The 19,137-nt window shown below is 60.0% G+C and carries 14 protein-coding genes and 4 tRNA genes; 14 read left to right on the top strand and 4 right to left on the bottom strand.

Going from position 1 to position 19,137, the window contains the following annotated elements:
- Nucleotides 1–32: 32 nt before the first annotated feature.
- Nucleotides 33–1,082 (bottom strand): HlyD family secretion protein, encoded by a 1,050-nt coding sequence (locus A8O26_RS03760; protein ID WP_064116825.1) that lies wholly within the window; start codon nucleotides 1,080–1,082, stop codon nucleotides 33–35.
- Between the two features lie 228 nt (nucleotides 1,083–1,310).
- On the opposite strand from A8O26_RS03760, the gene gltX reads away from it, so the two are divergent.
- The 12 genes from gltX to A8O26_RS03700 all read left to right on the top strand — a co-directional run bounded on the left by gltX (nucleotide 1,311) and on the right by A8O26_RS03700 (nucleotide 10,835).
- Complete coding sequence (gene gltX, locus A8O26_RS03755) at nucleotides 1,311–2,792, top strand: glutamate--tRNA ligase (protein ID WP_064116824.1); 1,482 nt, start codon at nucleotides 1,311–1,313, stop codon at nucleotides 2,790–2,792.
- A gap of 202 nt (nucleotides 2,793–2,994) precedes the next feature.
- Nucleotides 2,995–3,070 (top strand) — tRNA-Ala (locus A8O26_RS03750).
- Between the two features lie 80 nt (nucleotides 3,071–3,150).
- A tRNA-Glu gene (locus A8O26_RS03745) sits at nucleotides 3,151–3,226 on the top strand.
- 53 nt (nucleotides 3,227–3,279) lie between these two features.
- Nucleotides 3,280–3,355, top strand: a tRNA-Ala gene (locus A8O26_RS03740).
- An 80-nt stretch (nucleotides 3,356–3,435) separates the two neighbouring features.
- A tRNA-Glu gene (locus A8O26_RS03735) sits at nucleotides 3,436–3,511 on the top strand.
- A 181-nt stretch (nucleotides 3,512–3,692) separates the two neighbouring features.
- On the top strand, nucleotides 3,693–4,232 hold the full coding sequence (locus tag A8O26_RS03730) for a TetR/AcrR family transcriptional regulator (RefSeq protein WP_045122549.1): 540 nt from the start codon (nucleotides 3,693–3,695) through the stop codon (nucleotides 4,230–4,232).
- Between the two features lie 30 nt (nucleotides 4,233–4,262).
- Nucleotides 4,263–5,096, top strand: a complete 834-nt coding sequence (locus tag A8O26_RS03725; protein ID WP_064116823.1) for an alpha/beta fold hydrolase — start codon at nucleotides 4,263–4,265, stop codon at nucleotides 5,094–5,096.
- Between the two features lie 46 nt (nucleotides 5,097–5,142).
- The gene (locus tag A8O26_RS03720) at nucleotides 5,143–5,592 is read left to right on the top strand and encodes an acyl-CoA thioesterase (RefSeq protein ID WP_064116822.1); all 450 of its coding nucleotides are present in this window, start codon (nucleotides 5,143–5,145) and stop codon (nucleotides 5,590–5,592) included.
- A gap of 156 nt (nucleotides 5,593–5,748) precedes the next feature.
- Nucleotides 5,749–6,708 carry a tRNA dihydrouridine synthase gene (locus A8O26_RS03715; protein ID WP_064116821.1) on the top strand — a complete coding sequence of 320 codons (960 nt, stop codon included), beginning with the start codon at nucleotides 5,749–5,751 and terminating at the stop codon, nucleotides 6,706–6,708.
- 121 nt (nucleotides 6,709–6,829) lie between these two features.
- The gene (locus A8O26_RS03710; protein WP_064116820.1) at nucleotides 6,830–7,276 is read left to right on the top strand and encodes an Hsp20 family protein; all 447 of its coding nucleotides are present in this window, start codon (nucleotides 6,830–6,832) and stop codon (nucleotides 7,274–7,276) included.
- A gap of 188 nt (nucleotides 7,277–7,464) precedes the next feature.
- Nucleotides 7,465–8,160, top strand: coding sequence for a DUF1266 domain-containing protein (locus A8O26_RS03705; protein ID WP_064116819.1), 696 nt, complete (start codon nucleotides 7,465–7,467; stop codon nucleotides 8,158–8,160).
- On the top strand, nucleotides 8,157–10,835 hold the full coding sequence (locus A8O26_RS03700; RefSeq protein WP_064116818.1) for a DUF805 domain-containing protein: 2,679 nt from the start codon (nucleotides 8,157–8,159) through the stop codon (nucleotides 10,833–10,835). The genes A8O26_RS03705 and A8O26_RS03700 overlap by 4 nt, the downstream gene beginning before the upstream one ends.
- Here the strand turns inward: A8O26_RS03700 and A8O26_RS03695 are convergent.
- The 3 genes from A8O26_RS03695 to A8O26_RS03685 all read right to left on the bottom strand — a co-directional run bounded on the left by A8O26_RS03695 (nucleotide 10,832) and on the right by A8O26_RS03685 (nucleotide 16,855).
- A complete protein-coding gene (locus A8O26_RS03695) occupies nucleotides 10,832–12,523 on the bottom strand; it encodes a molecular chaperone HscC (RefSeq protein WP_064116817.1) in 1,692 nt (563 codons plus the stop codon). The genes A8O26_RS03700 and A8O26_RS03695 overlap by 4 nt on opposite strands.
- A gap of 94 nt (nucleotides 12,524–12,617) precedes the next feature.
- Nucleotides 12,618–15,896 (bottom strand): PAS domain S-box protein, encoded by a 3,279-nt coding sequence (locus A8O26_RS03690; protein ID WP_064116816.1) that lies wholly within the window; start codon nucleotides 15,894–15,896, stop codon nucleotides 12,618–12,620.
- A gap of 74 nt (nucleotides 15,897–15,970) precedes the next feature.
- On the bottom strand, nucleotides 15,971–16,855 hold the full coding sequence (locus tag A8O26_RS03685) for a LysR family transcriptional regulator (protein WP_064116815.1): 885 nt from the start codon (nucleotides 16,853–16,855) through the stop codon (nucleotides 15,971–15,973).
- Nucleotides 16,856–16,995: 140 nt separating this feature from the next.
- Here A8O26_RS03685 and leuC point away from each other — a divergent pair, with 140 nt between their 5' ends.
- Together leuC and leuD are read left to right on the top strand one after the other, a co-directional pair.
- Nucleotides 16,996–18,414, top strand: a complete 1,419-nt coding sequence (leuC, locus tag A8O26_RS03680) for a 3-isopropylmalate dehydratase large subunit (protein WP_064116814.1) — start codon at nucleotides 16,996–16,998, stop codon at nucleotides 18,412–18,414.
- 10 nt (nucleotides 18,415–18,424) lie between these two features.
- On the top strand, nucleotides 18,425–19,069 hold the full coding sequence (leuD, locus tag A8O26_RS03675; protein WP_007913445.1) for a 3-isopropylmalate dehydratase small subunit: 645 nt from the start codon (nucleotides 18,425–18,427) through the stop codon (nucleotides 19,067–19,069).
- The last annotated feature ends 68 nt before the right edge of the window (nucleotides 19,070–19,137 follow it).

Below are 19,137 nucleotides of genomic sequence, written 5' to 3'. Positions count from 1 at the left end.
GGGTCGGTTCGCCGACCGGGCGGATCAGCGAATCACCGGCCATTGTCCGGGGCGTCTTTGATGTTCACGGTGGCGGTGACGGACATGCCCGGGCGGATCTTGCCGTGCAGCGGGTTGTCGGCCTTGAAGGTCAGTTTCACCGGAATCCGCTGCACGACTTTGGTGAAGTTGCCGGTGGCGTTGTCCGGTGGCAGCAAGCTGAACTGCGCGCCGGAAGCAGCGAACAAGCTGTCGACCCGCGCTTCGATCGGCGTGTCGCCATAGGCATCGAAGGTCAGCTCGGCTTTTTGTCCGGGTTGCATATGACCGATCTGGGTTTCCTTGAAGTTGGCCTGGACCCAGATGTCTTCGTCCGGGACGATCGACAACAGGTAAGCGCCGGCCTGCACCACTTGGCCGTTACGCGCGGCGCGCTGGCCGACGAGGCCGCTGATGGGTGCGTGGATTTCGCTGCGGGTCAGGTTTAGTTCGGCTTGCGCGAGATCGGCGCGGGCGTTGGCAATCTGCGCGTCGAGGCGTTTGATTTCGGCGTTCAGGGCGTTGACTTGCTGACGCTGGCCTTGCGCGTCGGCCTGCGCCTTGGCCACTTGCGAACGGGCAATGTGGGTGTCGGCGGAGAGGGTGGTCACGCGCTCTTCGGAAACGTAACCGGGTTTGCGCAGCGTCTCGGCGCGCGACAAATCCATCTGCGAACGGCCGAGTGTCGCTTGAGTGGTCGCCACTTGCGCATCGCTGGCGGCGATCAGGCTCGATTGTTGGGTCAGTTTGCTTTGTGCTTGCAGGCGCTCGGCTTCGCGGGTGGCGAGGGCGGCATTGGCGCGATCGATGGCCAGGCGGAAATCATTCGGTTCGAGGCGCACCAGCAGTTGGCCTTTTTCCACGTGCTGATTGTCCTGTACCAACACTTCATCGATGCGCGCGCTCAGTTGGCTCGAGACACGGGTGATTTCGCCCTGGACATAGGCGTTGTCAGTGCTTTCATAAAAGCGTCCCTTGAAAAACCAATGGGCGAAAAAGCCCCCGGCGATCAGCAGGACGAGCAGCAGGAAAATCAACAGGCGACGCTTGAGTTGGGCAGGCATGGGCAAACTGTAGTCGAGGAATTGTAAGGAAAGTTATCAGCAGGCGAATCTGGCATACAGCCGATAAACGGTAAATGCCAACCGTTGATATTTGCCCATTCACCACGGCTTACGGGCGTTCCAGACGCAAACTTGGCTTAAATGCCCTGTCTGCTGGAGCGGGGCGGGTGTCGCCTGTTACCATTCGCCGCTTGATAGTTTTGCTTTTCATTCTTTTCGAGACATGCCATGACCACCGTCCGCACTCGCATCGCGCCATCGCCTACCGGGGACCCCCACGTAGGTACCGCTTACATCGCATTGTTCAACTACTGCTTTGCCAAGCAGCATGGCGGTGAGTTCATCCTGCGGATCGAAGACACCGACCAGTTGCGTTCGACCCGCGAGTCCGAACAGCAGATCTTCGACGCCCTGCGCTGGCTGGGTATCGACTGGAGCGAAGGGCCGGACGTCGGCGGCCCGCACGGTCCATACCGTCAGAGCGAGCGCGGCGACATCTATCAGAAGTACTGCCAGCAACTGGTCGACATGGGCCACGCGTTCCCATGCTTCTGCACTGCTGAAGAACTCGATCAGATGCGCGCCGAGCAAATGGCTCGTGGCGAAACCCCACGCTACGACGGCCGCGCGCTGTTGCTGTCGAAAGAAGAAGTCGCGGCCCGTCTGGCGGCTGGCGAACCGCACGTGATCCGCATGAAAGTGCCGAGCGAAGGCGTCTGCGTGGTGCCGGACATGCTGCGTGGCGACGTCGAGATCCCGTGGGATCGCATGGACATGCAAGTGTTGATGAAGACCGACGGCCTGCCGACGTACTTCCTCGCCAACGTCGTCGACGACCACCTGATGGGCATCACCCATGTGCTGCGTGGCGAAGAATGGCTGCCATCGGCACCAAAACTGATTCTGTTGTACGAATACTTCGGCTGGGAACAACCGGAGCTGTGTTACATGCCGCTGCTGCGTAACCCGGACAAGAGCAAGCTGTCCAAGCGCAAGAACCCGACCTCGGTGACGTTCTACGAGCGCATGGGCTTCATGCCTGAGGCGATGCTCAACTACCTCGGTCGCATGGGCTGGTCGATGCCGGACGAGCGTGAGAAGTTCTCGTTGCAGGAAATGGTCGACAACTTCGACCTCAAGCGTGTGTCCCTCGGCGGGCCGATCTTCGACATCGAGAAGCTGTCGTGGCTCAACGGCCAATGGCTGCGTGATCTGCCGGTGGAAGAGTTCGCCAGCCGTCTGCAGACCTGGGCGTTGAACCCGGAATACATGATGAAGATCGCGCCGCTGGTTCAGGGGCGCGTTGAAACCTTCAGCCAGGTTGCTCCGCTGGGCGGCTTCTTCTTCGCCGGTGGCGTTAACCCTGATGCCAAGCTGTTCGAATCGAAAAAGCTCTCGGGTGATCAGGTTCGGCAGTTGATGCAGTTGATCCTGTGGAAGCTGGAAAGCCTGCGTCAGTGGGAGAAAGACGCCATCACTGCAACGATTCAGGCGGTGGTCGAGTCGCTGGAGTTGAAACTGCGCGATGCGATGCCGCTGATGTTTGCCGCGATCACCGGGCAGGCGAGTTCGGTATCGGTGCTCGATGCGATGGAAATCCTTGGCCCGGATCTGACCCGTTATCGTCTGCGTCAGGCGATCGACCTGCTGGGCGGCGTGTCGAAGAAAGAAAACAAAGAGTGGGAAAAACTGCTGGGCGCTATCGCTTAAGCGCGCCTGACTCTGCAGGATCTACCGAAGGCCGGGATCTTTTGATTCCGGCCTTCGGCGTTTTTCCCCCGAATTTACGGGGGAGGGCGGTAAGTGATTGTTATGCCGACGAAAAACTTTGAAAAATTTCAAAAATAAGTTTGACAGGCTTTCCGTACACCCTTAAGATTCGCCCCGTCCTCAGCGATGACATCAACGATGAGGGGCTATAGCTCAGCTGGGAGAGCGCCTGCATGGCATGCAGGAGGTCAACGGTTCGATCCCGTTTAGCTCCACCAATTTTACACTTCAAGGCCTGGCCACACTGGTCTTGAAGGGATCAACACTCAGCGTTGATCAGTTGTATAGAAGGGTTTGCGTCCCCTTCGTCTAGTGGCCTAGGACACCGCCCTTTCACGGCGGTAACAGGGGTTCGAGTCCCCTAGGGGACGCCAGTTTTACAGAAGTGATGTTGCAAGATGTCACTCCGCCGCGAGGCGAAAAATCCGGGGCTTTAGCTCAGCTGGGAGAGCGCCTGCATGGCATGCAGGAGGTCAGCGGTTCGATCCCGCTAAGCTCCACCAATTTTACAAGTTCAAGGTCTGGCCACACCGGCCTTGAATCGATCAGTTCTCAGCGCTGATCAGTTGTATAGAAGGTTTGTGTCCCCTTCGTCTAGTGGCCTAGGACACCGCCCTTTCACGGCGGTAACAGGGGTTCGAGTCCCCTAGGGGACGCCACGATTACCCGCTCTGCGGGATTTATAAGGGTCATTCAATTATTGAATGGCCCTTTTGTTTGTCTGGCGTTTGGCCAATTCTCCTTTTTCCTTACACTGTGCTTCAGACCAGCGGTCATATCCTTGACTTGCAGAATATTATTATGCGAATAATATTCTAGTCGTAATATTCGGAGGCAACGATGAACGATAAAAAAGCTCAAACCCGCGAACGCATCCTCAAGGCTGCCAGCGCCGCACTGATTCAGCGTGGCCCGGCCGACCCTAGCGTGGGCGAAGTGATGGGCGCAGCCGGCCTGACGGTCGGTGGTTTCTATGCGCACTTCGAAAGCAAGGACGCAATGATGCTCGAAGCGTTCAAGCAGCTTCTCGGTCGCCGCCGCGACCTGATTGCCGACATGGATAGCGAATTGACCGGTGAAGAGCGCCGCGCCCTGGTCGCTGCGTTTTACCTGTCGCGCAAGCATCGTGATTCCAGTGACGCGGCATGCCCGATTCCCGCTTCGATTGGCGAATTGGGTCGTTTGCCGGAATCGTTCCGCATCGCGCTGAACGAGCATCTGGAACTGATGATCGCGCAGTTGGCGTCCAGCCCTGAGGACACCGACAAAGCCCTGGCCGACGTGGCCTTGATGGTGGGTGGTCTGGCCCTCGCAAGAGCGCTGGGCCCGGGAGATTTATCCGATCGATTGCTGCGCGCTGCCAAGTCGGCGGTGCGTTGACCTGAAGGCAACAGGCCTGAGGAGAGAGCGATGAACACGTTGAAGTGGGTTCGTGGCGTTAATGGCACCTTGGGCTGGATTGCACCGAAACGCGTGGCGAGCAAAATGCGTCTGGCGTTCATGACGCCGCGGTCGTTGCCTCTACGGGATTGGGAGTTGCCGCTGCTGGCCAGTTCCGAACGGATCACTTTGCGTTTTGGTCTCTCGGCGCTGCGCTGGGGGCAGGGCCCGACAGTGCTGCTGATGCACGGTTGGGAAGGGCGGCCAACCCAATTCGCCGCGCTGATCAGCGCACTGGTCGAGGCCGGTTACACCGTTGTCGCGCTCGATGGCCCGGCTCATGGTCGTTCGCCGGGGCGTGAAGCTAATGTCGTGTTGTTCGCTCGGGCAATGCTCGAAGCGGCTGCCGAGTTGCCGCCACTGCAAGCGGTCATCGGTCATTCCATGGGCGGCGCCAGCGCCATGCTCGCTGTGCAACTGGGCTTGCGCACCGAAACCCTCGTCAGCATCGCCGCTCCTGCGCGAATTCTTGGTGTACTGCGCGGTTTTGCTCGCTACGTCGGCATGCCACCCCGGGCTCGTTCGGCGTTTATTCGTCAGGTCGAACAAGATGTCGGGATGCGCGCCGCCACGCTCGACGTTGCTCACTATCAACTGGATATGCCCGGCCTGATCGTGCATGCCGAGGACGACAACTTCGTCTCGGTCAAGGAATCGCAACTGATCCACGAATCCTGGTTCGACAGCCGCCTGTTGCGTCTTGAAGGCGGCGGTCATCAACGCGTGCTGGCTGACCCGCGTGTGGTTGATGGCGTGTTATCACTGCTTGCCGGCCGCAGCCTTCAGGCGCGCCAATCGGCGTGAGCTCCGTTACACTGCCTCGGTTGAATACATTGACCGGGAGTGGGGCATGGGCTGGGATCGGGCAACGCCGTTTACCATTGATCTGCAAGTAGGCGCCGAAGACATCGACGGGCTGGGCCACGCGAATAACGCGGTGTACGTGACCTGGCTCGAACGCTGCGCCTGGCGCCACTCGCAGCGTCTGGGCCTGGATCTGGTCGAGTACCGACGTCTGGATCGGGCGATGGCGGTAGTGCGCCACGAGATCGATTATCTGGCAGCGGCTTATGAAGGCGACGAACTGCAATTGGCGACGTGGATCGTCGATTGGGATCAGCGCCTGAAAATGACCCGGCATTTCCAGCTCAAGCGCCCGAGCGACAACACCACGCTGCTGCGCGCGCAAACCACGTTTGTCTGTATTGAACTGTCCACTGGTAAGCCGAAGCGCATGCCGGCCGAGTTCATTGAGGGCTATGGCCCGGCGATCCAGATCCCGGATACCACCCAAATCTAAATGTGTGCGAGCCTGCTCGCGAATGCAGTCTGTCAGTTGAAATATGCATGGCTGATCCACCGCTTTCGCGAGCAGGCTCGCTCCCACAAGGTTTCTGCGATTTCCTGCGATATCCAGTAAACTGCCGCACGTTTTTTCTTCAAGTAGTGTTTCCCCATGCAAATTGCTCTGGCACCCATGGAGGGGTTGGTCGACGACATTCTCCGCGACGTGCTGACCCGCGTTGGCGGCATCGACTGGTGCGTGACCGAATTCATTCGGGTCAACGACCAGTTGCTCACGCCGGCCTATTTCCACAAGTTCGGCCCGGAGTTGCTCAACGGCGCGCGCACCGCATCCGGTGTGCCATTGCGCGTGCAATTGCTCGGTTCCGACCCGGTGTGTCTGGCAGAAAACGCTGCGCTGGCCTGCGAGCTCGGCTCCGAAGTCATCGATCTCAACTTTGGCTGCCCGGCCAAGACCGTGAACAAATCCCGGGGCGGCGCCGTGCTGCTCAAAGAGCCGGAGCTGCTCAACCAGATCGTCGAGCACGTCCGCCGCGCCGTACCTGCGCACATTCCTGTCACCGCGAAGATGCGTCTGGGCTTCGACAGCCCGGACGGTTCACTGGTCTGCGCCACGGCATTGGCTGAGGGCGGCGCCGAGCACATCGTGGTTCACGCGCGAACCAAAATGGACGGCTACAAACCGCCGGCGCATTGGGAGTGGATTCCGCGCGTGCAGGACGTGGTCAAGGTCCCGGTGTTCGCCAACGGTGATATCTGGAGCGTCGAAGATTGGCGGCGTTGCCGCGAAATCAGTGGCGTCGAAGACATCATGCTCGGCCGCGGTCTGGTGTCGCGCCCGGATCTGGCCAAGCAGATCGCCGCCGCTCGCGCTGGTGAAGAAATTGTCGAGATGACGTGGGCCGAGCTGATGCCGCTGATTCAGGACTTCTGGCTGCAAGCCAAAGCGCAGATGACCGCACGTCAATCGCCGGGCCGTTTGAAGCAATGGCTGGCCATGCTGACGCGCAATTATCCGCAAGCGACCGAGCTGTTCACCGTCCTGCGGCGTGAAACCGAGCCGGATCACGTCTCGCGTTTACTCGGTCTGCCGGTTGCCGAAGCGGCCTGAAAAAAATCTGCAAATAGTCTCTTGAAATCATTTCAGCGGTCCCTATCTAAGGGTTACGCGATGCCGAATTCGGGTCGCGGAGTCAAAAAACCTTGCTGATTGTTTTCAGGAGATTTGAACCATGAGTACTGCATTTTCCCTCGCGCCACTGTTCCGTTCCTCGGTAGGTTTCGACCGTTTCAACGACCTGTTCGAAACCGCCCTGCGTAACGAACCAGGCAGCAGCTACCCACCTTACAACGTCGAAAAGCACGGTGATGACCAGTACCGTATCGTCGTGGCCGCCGCTGGTTTCCAGGAAGATGACCTGGAGCTGCAAGTCGAGAAGGGTGTGCTGACCATCAGTGGCGGCAAGCGTGATGCCAACGAAGGCGTGACCTTCTTGCATCAGGGCATCGCCCAGCGTGCTTTCAAGCTGTCCTTCCGCCTGGCCGATCACATCGAGATCAAGGCGGCGGATCTGAGCAACGGTCTGCTGAGCATCGACCTGTTGCGGGTGATCCCGGAAGAAGCGAAAGCCAAACGCATCCCGATCAATGGGGTGCAGAAGCCGGCGTTGCAGCACTGAGTCATGTGCCGCAACACAATCGCCTGAACCGGCGATGAGCCGCTGAATGAAGGCCCCGATACGTCGGGGCCTTTTTTGTGCACGCAAGAAAACCGACGCAACGTTTGCCGCTGCTGTTATGGCTCTTTACAATCCGCGCCATCAAGGCCGGCACTCCCTCATTCCCGCTGGCCCCGGAGCCTTTGTTCATGGACGAATTGGAACAGCGCTGGCTGTATGCGCTTTCTGCGCCTTTGGTCGCCCTCAATCCCGACGCCGATTACGCCGCACCCACCTATTGCTTCGATCTCAAACACGTCGATGTCGAGGGCGGTTGGGGTATCACCACACGCCAGCAACTTCTGGACATGCTCAGTACGGCTGACACTGGCCACGCTACGCAGTTGAACGAAGCCTATCGGCAGTGGGAGCGGTGTCTGCCGTCTGAATGGCAGGCGTTGCTCGAAACACTCGACACCCGCCAGCGCGCCTTTTACGAACTAGCGAGTCGTACCTTTGGCGAGTGCGGTTCCGGCGGCATCCGTGCCTGGGACATTGGTCGCATGGGCTTTCTGCTGCGCTCGGCGGTGTTGCACGGCTGGATTGATCTCACCGAAAGCCTCTGGCTGCACGGCCGAATGGCGGCGCGCGCGCGGTACTACTACGACAGCTGGACGAGCTACCTGAACGGCTTTGTCTTCGGCAAAGCGTTCTGGCATTGCCTGGGCAACAAGGATGAAGAGCTCACTCACGAATACGATCGGCAGGGTGACTACATCGGTACCACCGTGGTCATCACGAAGCTCGACCGCGATGCCCGCGAGTTTTTTGCGCAATTGCCGTGGGACATGCCTCTGCATTTACCCGAACGGCCCGATTCGTTAGGGGAGTTCGACTGGTCATGAGCTGCTGGATTCGCTTGGGTATCGAGCCCACCAAAGACAATGACGTCATTCGCGGGGCCTATCGCGCGCGCCTGCCGCAACACCATCCGGAAACCGACCCGGAAGGCTTTCAAGCACTGCGCCAAGCCTATGAACTGGCGCTTCGGTTCGCTCGTGAGGAGGCTGCCGAGGCGGATGAGCCGGCCGATGATGAGACAAGCCCTGCCGATCAGACGATGGCGGCCTTCGACGCCTTGCTGCTTGATTCCACACGTCGCTTCCATCCGGCGGCCTGGCAGGCATTCAACCTTGAGCTGGATCGCTTGCCGCTGGAAGTGCTGGACGAGGTGTGCTGGCCATTGTTGCGCGAGTTGCTCGACGCCGGCCCGATTTCCCACGTCTGCGCACGCTTGTTGGCCCAACGCCTGGGCTGGGCAAGCCGCCTGCTGGATCTGGATTTCGACAACGCGCGGCATGTCGACGAGTTTTTGCAGCGTATCGACGCGGCGGATCCGTTCGACACCTCGCTGATGAGCCACTGGCCCGCTGTCGCGCAACTGGAAACACTCTGGTATGTGCGCACGCTGAATCACCTGCACCGAGAAGCCTCGCTGGACGACTACCGCTATTTCGCCAGCCTGCATACCTGTATCCCGCTGCCTGCGGATGATCAGTTGATGCAGCGTCTGGCAATACAGTCCAGTCAGGCCGGCGTCGCCAGCAAAGACTTTCTCGACATTTTCAGTGAGCAGCATCGACTCGCGCCGCAGAATGTCGACTGGCTCTATCTGTTGGCGAGTCAGCGCAGCGCGCTGGGCATGGAGGAATTGGCGCTCCAGGCCTGGGTGCAGCTCTGGCGTGAACATCAGTACCCGAAAGCCGCGACCTGGCTGTTGGCGTTGTGCGCGCGCCATCAGCCGCAACGCTTGCCGCTGCTGATTCAGGCTTTCGATCGTCTGGAAAACTTCCGCGACTGGTCCGATGACCTGAGTGATGTCAGCCAGGAATACGGCAGTCCATCGCAGCGCCCGGAAACCCTGGGTCGCTGGTTCCGGGCCCGGCAACTCGACTTGCAAGACATTGCCGATGCCTTCGTCGAGTGGCGTATCAGCGGGGATGAGTTGCCGTTGCTGGCGTGGCTGATCACTGACAGCGATGACCGGCCGCTGCAAACCCTCTATCAACACGCCTGGGCTTTGCATCGCGGTGATGTACCATTGCTGCAACGGATCATGGCGGCGCCCGAGCCGCCGGATGTGATTGATCAACTGATCCTGGAGGGTTTCCGCTATCAGGCTGATCAGCAGATCTGCTGGTTGACCCAGGCGCCGATTCCGTTGGCGCTGGAGGCCTTTCTGGCTGGCGACGCAGCAACAGCACTCGCGCCCGAACTGCACAAGGGCGAGCCACTGGAACTGAGCCTGCGGTGGATGCAGCGTTTGCGGGCCTATGACGTCCAGGCGCTGGCGCGGCTGGACGAGGCGTTCAGTCTCGACAAGCGCGACGCGGTGCTCGATGGGCTCAAACTGCAAGCGCGACTGGCTGAACAAGATCTGCACCTTCCGGTGATCGATGGCCATTCTGATGTCTGGGAGTGGCACCGTCAGGCGCTGTACCTGCTCGCTACGCTCAACGAGCCAGTGCGCTGGCTGGGTGCGCAATCGGCGCACTGCATCGACGCGATGAATATTGTGCGTGAGCATCCACTGGCACGTTTGCAGCCGCTGCTCTGCCGATTGAACCGTGAGCAGGGCAGCGCCAGTGGCCTGCTCGGCTGGCTGCAAGCGGCAGATCCGGTGCATGCCTTGCTTGCGCGGCAGTTGTTCAGCGTTCAGGAGGCACTCGACAGCACCCGGCTGTTGAGCAATGACCGTTTGTTCGAATGCATGCGCAGCGACATCGGCAGCTTCAGCGAGGATTTGCTCGGCCGCATGCTCGCGGGAGGCGTGCTGTATCACGATCCGTTACTCAATGCGCAACAACGCAAATACCTGCTCGAAAGCATCACCGAGGTGGTCAATCCTCAGGACTGGTTCGACGGATTCCGTCACGGCCTGATCAAGGGCGAACCGACGCGCCCGCCACGTCAGGCGCTGACGGATGAAAGCGTTAACGATTGCGCTGCGTTTTATCTGGCGCTGGATGTGCTCAAGGACCTGGTGGCCTACGGCAGTGCTGGTGTGCCACGGCAGAAAATCCTGCTGCGCCTGCAGCGGGCCAAGGACGATGGGCAAAATGGCCTCGGTTTGCGCTTTGCGTTGAGTGCGCTGTTGTCGTGGTCGGAGCGTCTGCTGCTGGCCAAAGCCGACACTCGCCCGACGCCGGCGATGGCGTTCTGGCGTATCGGCACTCGATTGGGCCGTGAGAAGTTTATCGGTCAGGTCATTGCCACCTTGCTGCTGACGCCACTGTTGGCATTGTTCAGTGGATCAATGGCATTCGCCTACGGGGTGTTGGCCCTGGCGCTGGTGCTGTTGTTAAGCGCCATCCTGCGCCGCTTGCATGATATGGGGCGAGGCGTTGCGACCTTTGTGCTGCTGGTCGGCCTGTCTCCGGTGTTGCCGTTTCTGCCGCTCGTGTTGTTCGGTTTCCCCGGCGAGAAATTACCCAATCGCTATGGCGTGCCACCGGACAGTGATCGTGAGGACACGTTGTCCGGTGGGTTGCAGGCGGCTTTGCGCCGGCTCAACGGCTAGAGGCGCAACTCATCGAGTACCTTGTTCAGTTGTGAGCGGTGGCTGGCGATCTCTTCCGATCGCTGGCCGCCCAGCACCGTGGTAAAACTGTCCAGCCAGTCGGCAATGCGCTGGCGTTCTTCCCCAAGACTCTGCGTCCACGCCCGTTCCAGTCGAGCCAGCAGGGTGCGATTGGGCAGGGTGTCGCGCGGATGAATCTTCAGCGAGGTCAAGCGCTCATGGCTGGCTTGGCGCGATTGCGCGTCGAGGCCGGTCGGACTGCGGTCGATGCTGTGGCTGTGGCGTTCGCCCGTCTCCGCAAGCGTGACATCAACTTCAAGCAGGCCGTTGATGTCATAGCTGAAGCGCACATCCAGCGCCTGGATATGCTCGCTGGGCGTTAGTTTGACATCGAAGGCATCGATGAAAATGTTGTCGCGCACCCACGGACGTTCGCCCTGATAGACCGAGATACGGATGAGTTCCTGGCCTGGGGAAGTGGTGTGATAGCGCTCGACCTTCGAGGTCGGGATGATGGTGTTGCGCTCGATGATGGGCGAGAAAGCGCCTTTGATGTCGCCGCCGCGCATAGTTGAAATGCCCAGCGTGTAAGGGCAGACATCCGTCAGAATCAGCTCTTCCACCGCACCATCGCGCGCTTTGCATGCCGCCTGCGTCGCCGCTCCCAGCGCAACAATCGTGTCCGGATCAAGGTGCCGATAAGGCAGGCGACCGAACAGTGTCGCAACCATTTGCTGCACCGCCGGCATGCGCGTCGCACCGCCGACCAGCACCAGGCTGTCGAGATCGCGAGGTTTCAGGCGAGCATCGCGCAGCGCCTGTTCGATCGGCGCACGCAAACGGGCCAGCAGGGGTTCCCAGATTTTCACCGCAGCCGCTTCGTCCAGCGACCATTCGAACGTCGTGTCAGCATGGCGCCAGCTCAGTGGTTGAAGCCCTTCACCGAGTTTGCATTTGAGCTGTTCCAGCGCGTCACCGAGGCTGGCCATGCTTTGCGCATCGACCATGGCCGGGGTCAGTTGCCAGTGTTTCAGGCAGGCCTGCAACAGCGCTGCCGTGAAGTCTTCGCCGCCGAGAAAGTTGTCGCCGGTGGAGGCGTGCACTTCGATCAGTGGCAAAGCGTATTCCAGCACCGTGACGTCGAAGGTGCCGCCGCCCAGATCGAAGATCAGCGTACGTTCGAATTTCTGCTCATGCAGCCCATAAGCCATGGCGGCGGCGGTCGGCTCGTTGATCAGGCGTGTCACCGCGAGCCCGGCCAGTTCGGCGGCAAACAGCGTGCGTTTGCGTTGTTCGTCGCTGAAATACGCCGGGACGGAAATCACCGCTTCCGACACCGGATGGCCAAGAAAGGCTTCGGCGTCTTGCTTGAGGGCGCCGAGGACCAGCGCCGATAACTCTTCCGGACTGAACTGACGCGCACCGAGCTGGACTTGTTTATCGCTGCCCATGAAGCGCTTGAACGCCGCGGCGCTGCGCTCCGGGTGCGTGGTCAGGCGGGCGCGGGCGGCTTTGCCGACCAGAATCGTGTCGTCGTCATCGAGACTGACCACCGATGGCGTCAGCACCTCGCCGAGGGCGTTGGGGATCAGTCGGGCCTGACCGTCCTGCCAGACGGCGATCAGGCTGTTGGTGGTGCCAAGGTCGATACCCAGCAGAGCCGGGCGGGGGAGGGTTGCATCCTGCATGACAGATCTCGAAACGGCGCAAAAACCGCGACCCTACAGGTTGCTGCAAATCGTGGCAATTGCGCGTCTGTTGCAACGTGCGCAGTTGCCAGCGTCATGGCAGCAGCTTTTTCAGGACCTCCAGGGCTACCGGGCGACTGTGCAGATAACCCTGATACAAGTGGCAGCCCAGCCCCTGCAGGAAGGCCAACTGCTCTGCGGTTTCCACGCCTTCGGCAATCACCTCGAGTTCCAGGCTGCGTGCCATGGCGACAATCGCGCGAATGATCTCGGCATCGTTCGGGTCAGTGGTTGCATCACGGATGAACGACTGGTCGATTTTCAGCGTGTCCACCGGCAGGCGTTTGAGGTACGTCAGCGACGAATAACCGGTGCCGAAATCGTCCATGGCAAAACTCACGCCGAGCTTTTTCAAGCGACGCATTTTGCTGATGGTGTCTTCGAGGTTCTGGATGACGATGCCTTCGGTGATTTCCAGTTTCAGCAACGAGCACGGCAGGCCGTGGCTGATCATGCTGTGTTCGATACGCTCGACGAAATCGTTCTGCCGGAACTGGCGCGGGCTGATGTTCACGCACAGGCTGAAATTCAGCGGGTCGACCAGTTTCAGCGCGATCAATTGTTTGAATGCCTCGCACGCCTCATCGAGGATCCAGGTGCCGACTTCGAGAATCAGCCCGCTGTCTTCCAGCACCTTGATGAATTCGGTGGGCGACTGCGCGCCGAGTTCCGGGTGATTCCAGCGCACCAGCGCTTCGGCGCCAATGATGCGATTGTCTCGAGCGTCGATTTGCGGCTGGAAATGCACGTTGAACTCGCCACGTGACAGTGCCAGACGCAGGTCGGTCTCCATGCGCAGCCGTTCGCTGGCCGCTTTTTGCATGGTGTTGTGGTACATCTGCGTGGTGTTGCGCCCGGAATCCTTGGCCCGGTACAGAGCGATGTCGGCGCGTTTGAGCAAATCCGTCGGGGTCGAGCCGTGATCGGGGATCAGCGCCACGCCGATGCTCGGCGTCACTTGCAGGCGCTGGCCGTCGAGGAACATCGGTTCCGAGAGCAACTCGCGAAGGGTGTCGGCCAGATTGCGCACTTGTGCGCTGACTTCATTGCGCGAGCCTTCGAGACCACTGAGCAGCACCACGAACTCATCGCCGCCGAGGCGCGCGACGGTATCTTCCATGCGCACACTGGCTTCGAGCCGCGCGGTGATGATCTTCAGCACTGTGTCGCCGACCGGATGGCCGAGGGAATCGTTGATGTGCTTGAAGTGGTCGAGGTCGAGAAACAGCAACGCGCCGCGCAGGTTGTGGCGTTTGAGCAGGGCGATCTGTTGGCTCAGGCGATCCATCAACAGCGCGCGGTTGGGCAGGTTGGTCAGCGGGTCGTGGTAAGCCAGATGACGGATCTGTGCTTCGGCGTTTTTCAGCAGGCTGACGTCGCGCGCGGTCAATAGCAGGCAGGCAGTTTCATTGAGGGTGATGGGCTCGACCGACACCTCCACGGTCAGTAATTCCCCACGCTTGTTGCGCCCGAGCATTTCCTGATGGTGCACGCGGCCCTTGATCTGCAATTCGGCGAGCAGTGCCGAGCGTTGTTTTTCCTCAGCCCAGATACCTACCTGATAAACGGTTTTGCCCACGACTTCCTCGGCCCGATAGCCGGTGAGCCGGCAGAAACCGTCGTTGACCTCCAGATAACGGCCGGTGTCGCGTTCGGTGATGGTGATCGCGTCGGGGCTTGAGTGAAAGGCCTTGGCGAATTTCTCTTCGCTGGCCTTCAGTGCCGCTTCCGAACGCTGTTGCTGGGTGATGTCGCGCAGGGTGGTGACGATGCACGGCTGGTCGCCAACGCTGATCTGCCGGCTGGAAATCACGCACGTCAGCGATTGGCCGTCCTTGTGCTGGACGATGATCGCGACATTGCTCAGGCCTTGTTCGCGGATCACCCGCTCAATGCGTTGCAGGCTTTTTGCCGAGGCGTCCCACAAGCCGATTTCTTCGGCGGTGTGGCCGATCACGTCGGCAGCGCTCCAGCCAAAGGTCTGGCTGAAGCTGGAGTTGGTCTCGATGAATTCACCGGTTTCCTGGCGGGTGACGCAGATCGGGTCGGGGCTGACCTGAAACAGCGTGGCGAATTTTTCTTCCGAAGCCACCAGACGCTGTTCGCGCTCCACCTGATCGGTGATGTCGAGCAACGTGCCGGCCATGCGCAGCGGCGCGCCGTTGTCGTCACGATAGAGCCGCGCGCGGCTTTCCAGATAGCGCGAACTGCCGTCCGGCAGTTGCACGCGATAGGTCAGTTGATAGTTGCCCGCCGGGCCTTCGCGCAGGCTGCGGTAGGCGTCGCGCATGCTGTCGCGTTCTTCGCCGGGCACACCTTCGAAAAACTCCTCGAACGACTCATGGAACGGTTTCGGTTCCAGCCCGTGCAATTGCGCGGCGCGCGCCGAGCCGTAGAGCATGCCGCTGGGAATGTGCCAGTCCCAGGTGCCGAGTTGTGCAGAATCCAATGCCAGATCGAGGCGTTCCTGGCTGTCCTTCAAGGCGTGTTCAGCGGCTTTGCGTTCGGTGGTGTCGAGGAAGGTGCTGAGCAGATAGGGCTGGCCTTCGAGTTCGACCTTTTGCGCACTGAGGATGCCATCGTGGATCTGTCCGTTGCTGGCGCGAAACTGCACTTCCATGCTGATCAATTCGCCCTTGGTGTTGGTCTTCTTGACCAGTTCGGCGCGTTGCTCCGGGTGCACCCACAGGCCCAATTCCAGCGTGGTGCGGCCAATGGCGCTCTGTACCGGCCAGCCGAACAGGCTTTCGAAATACTGATTGGCCTCGCTGATCAGGCCGTCTTCCTGACGGGTCAGCAGGACCATGTTCGGGCACAGGTGAAAAAGTGTCGCGAAACGTTTCTCCGAGCTGCTCAGGGCTTGTTCGCGTTGACGCTGGTGGGTGATTTCGCGAATCACCCCGATCATTCGGGGGCGGCCGTTTTTATCCGGCAGCAGGCTGCCGCTGATCTCCAGCCAGTGCAGGCTGCCGTCCGGCCAGCGGATGCGGTGGTGCATCGCCTGTTCCAGCGGTGCGCCGGCAATTACCGCGTGGAAGGCGCGGACGGTCTTGGCGCGATCCTCCGGGGGCAGCAAATCGAGGTATTCAAGGTCTTCCGGCAACGGCTGCCGTGGGTCGAAGCCAAATAAAGCCTGAGTCCCCCGTGACCAACTGATCTGCCCGCGCTCGATGTCCCAGTACCAGGCGCCGAGCCGCGCGCCGTTGAGCGCCGCCAGCAATTGCGGCGCACTCTCCCAGCTCTGCTCGGAATGACGCGGGTCAATCGCCTGAATACGCGGCATCGGCGGAATTCGGTCAACAGATTTCGGCATTGATAACGGGCCTTGAGCTGATGGTGGCGTTAGGCACAGGGGCAGCGGCTCTATAGGAGTAGCACAAGTTAGCCTCAAGTCCCTGGCAGATCGATTTGTGCATCCAGCAATGCCATGAAGGCTCTTGCCGCATTCGATAGCGTCCGTTCGGTGTGCAAGATATAGCCTAGCTGGCGACTGAGCTGTATGCCCGGCAATGCGATGCTTGCCACCTGTTCATCGAGCATGGTCCGGGGCAAAACGCTCCACGCGAGGCCGATCGAGACCATCATCTTGATGGTTTCCAGATAGTTGGTGCTCATGGCGATGTTCGGCGTCAGGCCCTGAGCTTCGAATAAACGCTGCACGATATGGTGTGTGAAAGTGTTGCCGCCGGGGAAAACCGCCGGATGACCGGCAATGTCCGCCAGACTGACGGCGCCGTTATTGATCAGCGAATGCTCCGGGGCAACCACGAAATCCAGCGGGTCATCCCAGACGGGCGTGGCTTTGACCAGCGAGTGAGGTTCCGGCGCCAGGGTGATGACCGCCAATTCAGCGCGGCCATGGAGAATTTCCTCGTAGGCCACTTCCGAATCGAGGAACTGAATATCCAGCGCAACCTGTGGGTAGCGGCGGGTGAACTCCCTTAATAGCGGCGGCAAACGGTGCAGGCCGATGTGGTGACTGGTGGCCAGGGTCAGGCGACCGCTGACTTCGCCGGTCAGGTTGGTCAGCGCGCGACGGGTGTCATCCAGCACGTTGAGAATCTGGTACGCCCGTGGCAGCAGGGCGCGGCCGGCCTCGGTCAGACCGACTTCACGGCCCAGCCTGTCGAATAGCCGTACCTTCAATTGTTGCTCCAGCCCGGCGATACGTTTGCTGATTGCCGGCTGGGTCAGGTGCAGGCGTTCGCCGGCGCCGGAGAAGCTGCCGGTCTCGGCGATGGCGATAAAAGCATTGAGGTTGGCCAGATCCATGTTCGTATTCCAGTTGGTTATCCAAAGCATAAAAAATATGAATTTGAGTTATTTAATCTAACCCCATAGGATCGGCCTCACAAGCCAAAGGGTTATTGATAAGCCCAGGGCATAGAAACAAGCTGATGAGGAACCGTCTGATGGCCGGCAAAACGCTCTACGACAAGCTCTGGGATTCGCATTTGGTCAAGCAGCGCGACGATGGCTCGGCGCTGATCTACATCGATCGTCACATCATTCACGAAGTGACCTCGCCGCAAGCCTTTGAAGGCCTGCGTCTGGCCGGGCGCAAGCCTTGGCGCATCGATGCCAACATCGCGACCCCGGACCACAACGTACCGACGACCCCAGAGCGCAAGGGCGGCATCGAAGCGATTGCCGATCAGGTCTCGCGTCTGCAGGTTCAGACCCTCGATGACAACTGCGATGAATACGGCATCGTCGAGTTCAAGATGAACGACGTGCGCCAAGGCATCGTCCACGTGATCAGCCCGGAGCAGGGCGCGACCTTGCCGGGCATGACCGTGGTTTGCGGCGACTCGCACACTTCGACCCACGGCGCGTTCGGCGCTTTGGCTCACGGTATCGGCACTTCCGAGGTCGAGCACGTGCTCGCCACCCAGTGTCTGGTCGCCAAGAAAATGAAAAACATGCTGGTGCGCGTTGAAGGGCAATTGCCGTTCGGCGTGACCGCCAAGGACATCGTCCTCGCGGTGATCGGCAAGATTGGCACCGCCGGCGGTAACGGCCACGCCATCGAATTCGCTGGTAGCGCAATCCGCGACTTGTCTGTCGAAGGCCGCATGACCATCTGCAACATGTCCATTGAAGCCGGCGCCCGCGTGGGTCTGGTGGCGGCGGATCAGAAGACTGTCGATTACGTGAAGGGCCGTCCATTCGCCCCGAAAGGCGCCGAATGGGACATGGCTGTCGAGGCCTGGAAAGAGCTGGTCTCTGACGCTGACGCCAAGTTCGACACCGTCGTCGAACTCGACGCTGCGCAGATCAAGCCGCAAGTCAGCTGGGGCACTTCGCCGGAAATGGTTTTGGCCGTCGATCAGAACGTGCCGGATCCAGCGAAAGAGATGGATCTGGTCAAGCGCGACTCGATCGTGCGCGCCTTGAAATACATGGGTTTGACCGCCAATCAGGCGATCACCGACATTCAGCTGGATCGCGTGTTCATCGGTTCCTGCACCAACTCGCGGATCGAAGACTTGCGCGCTGCGGCGGTCATCGCCAAGGGCCGCAAAGTCGCCTCGACCATCAAGCAAGCGATCGTGGTGCCGGGTTCGGGTCTGGTCAAGGCGCAAGCCGAGGCCGAAGGTCTCGACAAGATTTTCCTCGAAGCCGGTTTCGAATGGCGTGAGCCGGGTTGCTCGATGTGCCTGGCAATGAATCCGGACCGTTTGGAGTCCGGCGAACACTGCGCCTCGACGTCCAACCGTAACTTCGAAGGCCGTCAGGGCGCCGGTGGCCGTACCCACCTCGTCAGCCCGGCCATGGCGGCGGCGGCAGCGGTGAACGGTCGTTTCATCGACGTTCGTGAATTGATTTAAGGAGCGCAGCATGAAAGCTTTTACCCAGCACACTGGTCTTGTCGCGCCTCTGGATCGTGCCAACGTCGACACTGACCAGATCATTCCGAAACAATTTTTGAAGTCGATCAAGCGCACCGGTTTCGGTCCGAACCTGTTCGACGAGTGGCGTTATCTGGATGTCGGCCAGCCGTATCAGGACAACTCCAAGCGCCCGCTGAACAAGGACTTCGTCCTCAACGCCGAGCGCTATCAAGGCGCCAGCGTCTTGCTGGCCCGCGAGAACTTCGGTTGCGGCTCCAGCCGTGAGCACGCGCCGTGGGCGCTGGAAGAGTACGGTTTCCGCAGCATCATCGCGCCGAGTTATGCCGACATCTTCTTCAACAACAGCTTCAAGAACGGCTTGTTGCCGATCATCTTGAGCGACGCCGAAGTCGATGAATTGTTTAAGCAAGTTGAGGCTGAGCCGGGCTATCAATTGCAGGTCGATCTGCAAGCGCAGACTGTGACCCGTCCGGATGGCAAGGTTTACAGCTTTGAGATTGATGCGTTCCGTAAGCACTGCCTGCTGAACGGTCTGGACGATATCGGTTTGACCTTGCAGGACGGCGATGCGATTGCGACGTTTGAGGCCAAGCATCGTGTTAGCCAGCCGTGGTTGTTCCGCGACGCATAAGCAAGTTTTGAATTGATGCAGTTCAGGCTGGCCTCTTCGCGAGCAAGCTCGCTCCCACAGGGGAATGC

Origin of the sequence: Pseudomonas fluorescens (genome assembly GCF_001648775.1) — a bacterium.
Taxonomy (GTDB): domain Bacteria; phylum Pseudomonadota; class Gammaproteobacteria; order Pseudomonadales; family Pseudomonadaceae; genus Aquipseudomonas; species Aquipseudomonas fluorescens_M.
This window is presented reverse-complemented; position numbering and strand designations above follow the sequence as displayed.

Coding starts and splice junctions, on each gene's coding strand:
- A8O26_RS03760 (WP_064116825.1), bottom strand. CDS start 1,082: ATGCCTGCCCAACTCAAGCGTCGCCTGTTGATTTTCCTGCTGCTCGTC.
- gltX (WP_064116824.1), top strand. CDS start 1,311: ATGACCACCGTCCGCACTCGCATCGCGCCATCGCCTACCGGGGACCCC.
- A8O26_RS03730 (WP_045122549.1), top strand. CDS start 3,693: ATGAACGATAAAAAAGCTCAAACCCGCGAACGCATCCTCAAGGCTGCC.
- A8O26_RS03725 (WP_064116823.1), top strand. CDS start 4,263: ATGAACACGTTGAAGTGGGTTCGTGGCGTTAATGGCACCTTGGGCTGG.
- A8O26_RS03720 (WP_064116822.1), top strand. CDS start 5,143: ATGGGCTGGGATCGGGCAACGCCGTTTACCATTGATCTGCAAGTAGGC.
- A8O26_RS03715 (WP_064116821.1), top strand. CDS start 5,749: ATGCAAATTGCTCTGGCACCCATGGAGGGGTTGGTCGACGACATTCTC.
- A8O26_RS03710 (WP_064116820.1), top strand. CDS start 6,830: ATGAGTACTGCATTTTCCCTCGCGCCACTGTTCCGTTCCTCGGTAGGT.
- A8O26_RS03705 (WP_064116819.1), top strand. CDS start 7,465: ATGGACGAATTGGAACAGCGCTGGCTGTATGCGCTTTCTGCGCCTTTG.
- A8O26_RS03700 (WP_064116818.1), top strand. CDS start 8,157: ATGAGCTGCTGGATTCGCTTGGGTATCGAGCCCACCAAAGACAATGAC.
- A8O26_RS03695 (WP_064116817.1), bottom strand. CDS start 12,523: ATGCAGGATGCAACCCTCCCCCGCCCGGCTCTGCTGGGTATCGACCTT.
- A8O26_RS03690 (WP_064116816.1), bottom strand. CDS start 15,896: ATGCCGAAATCTGTTGACCGAATTCCGCCGATGCCGCGTATTCAGGCG.
- A8O26_RS03685 (WP_064116815.1), bottom strand. CDS start 16,855: ATGGATCTGGCCAACCTCAATGCTTTTATCGCCATCGCCGAGACCGGC.
- leuC (WP_064116814.1), top strand. CDS start 16,996: ATGGCCGGCAAAACGCTCTACGACAAGCTCTGGGATTCGCATTTGGTC.
- leuD (WP_007913445.1), top strand. CDS start 18,425: ATGAAAGCTTTTACCCAGCACACTGGTCTTGTCGCGCCTCTGGATCGT.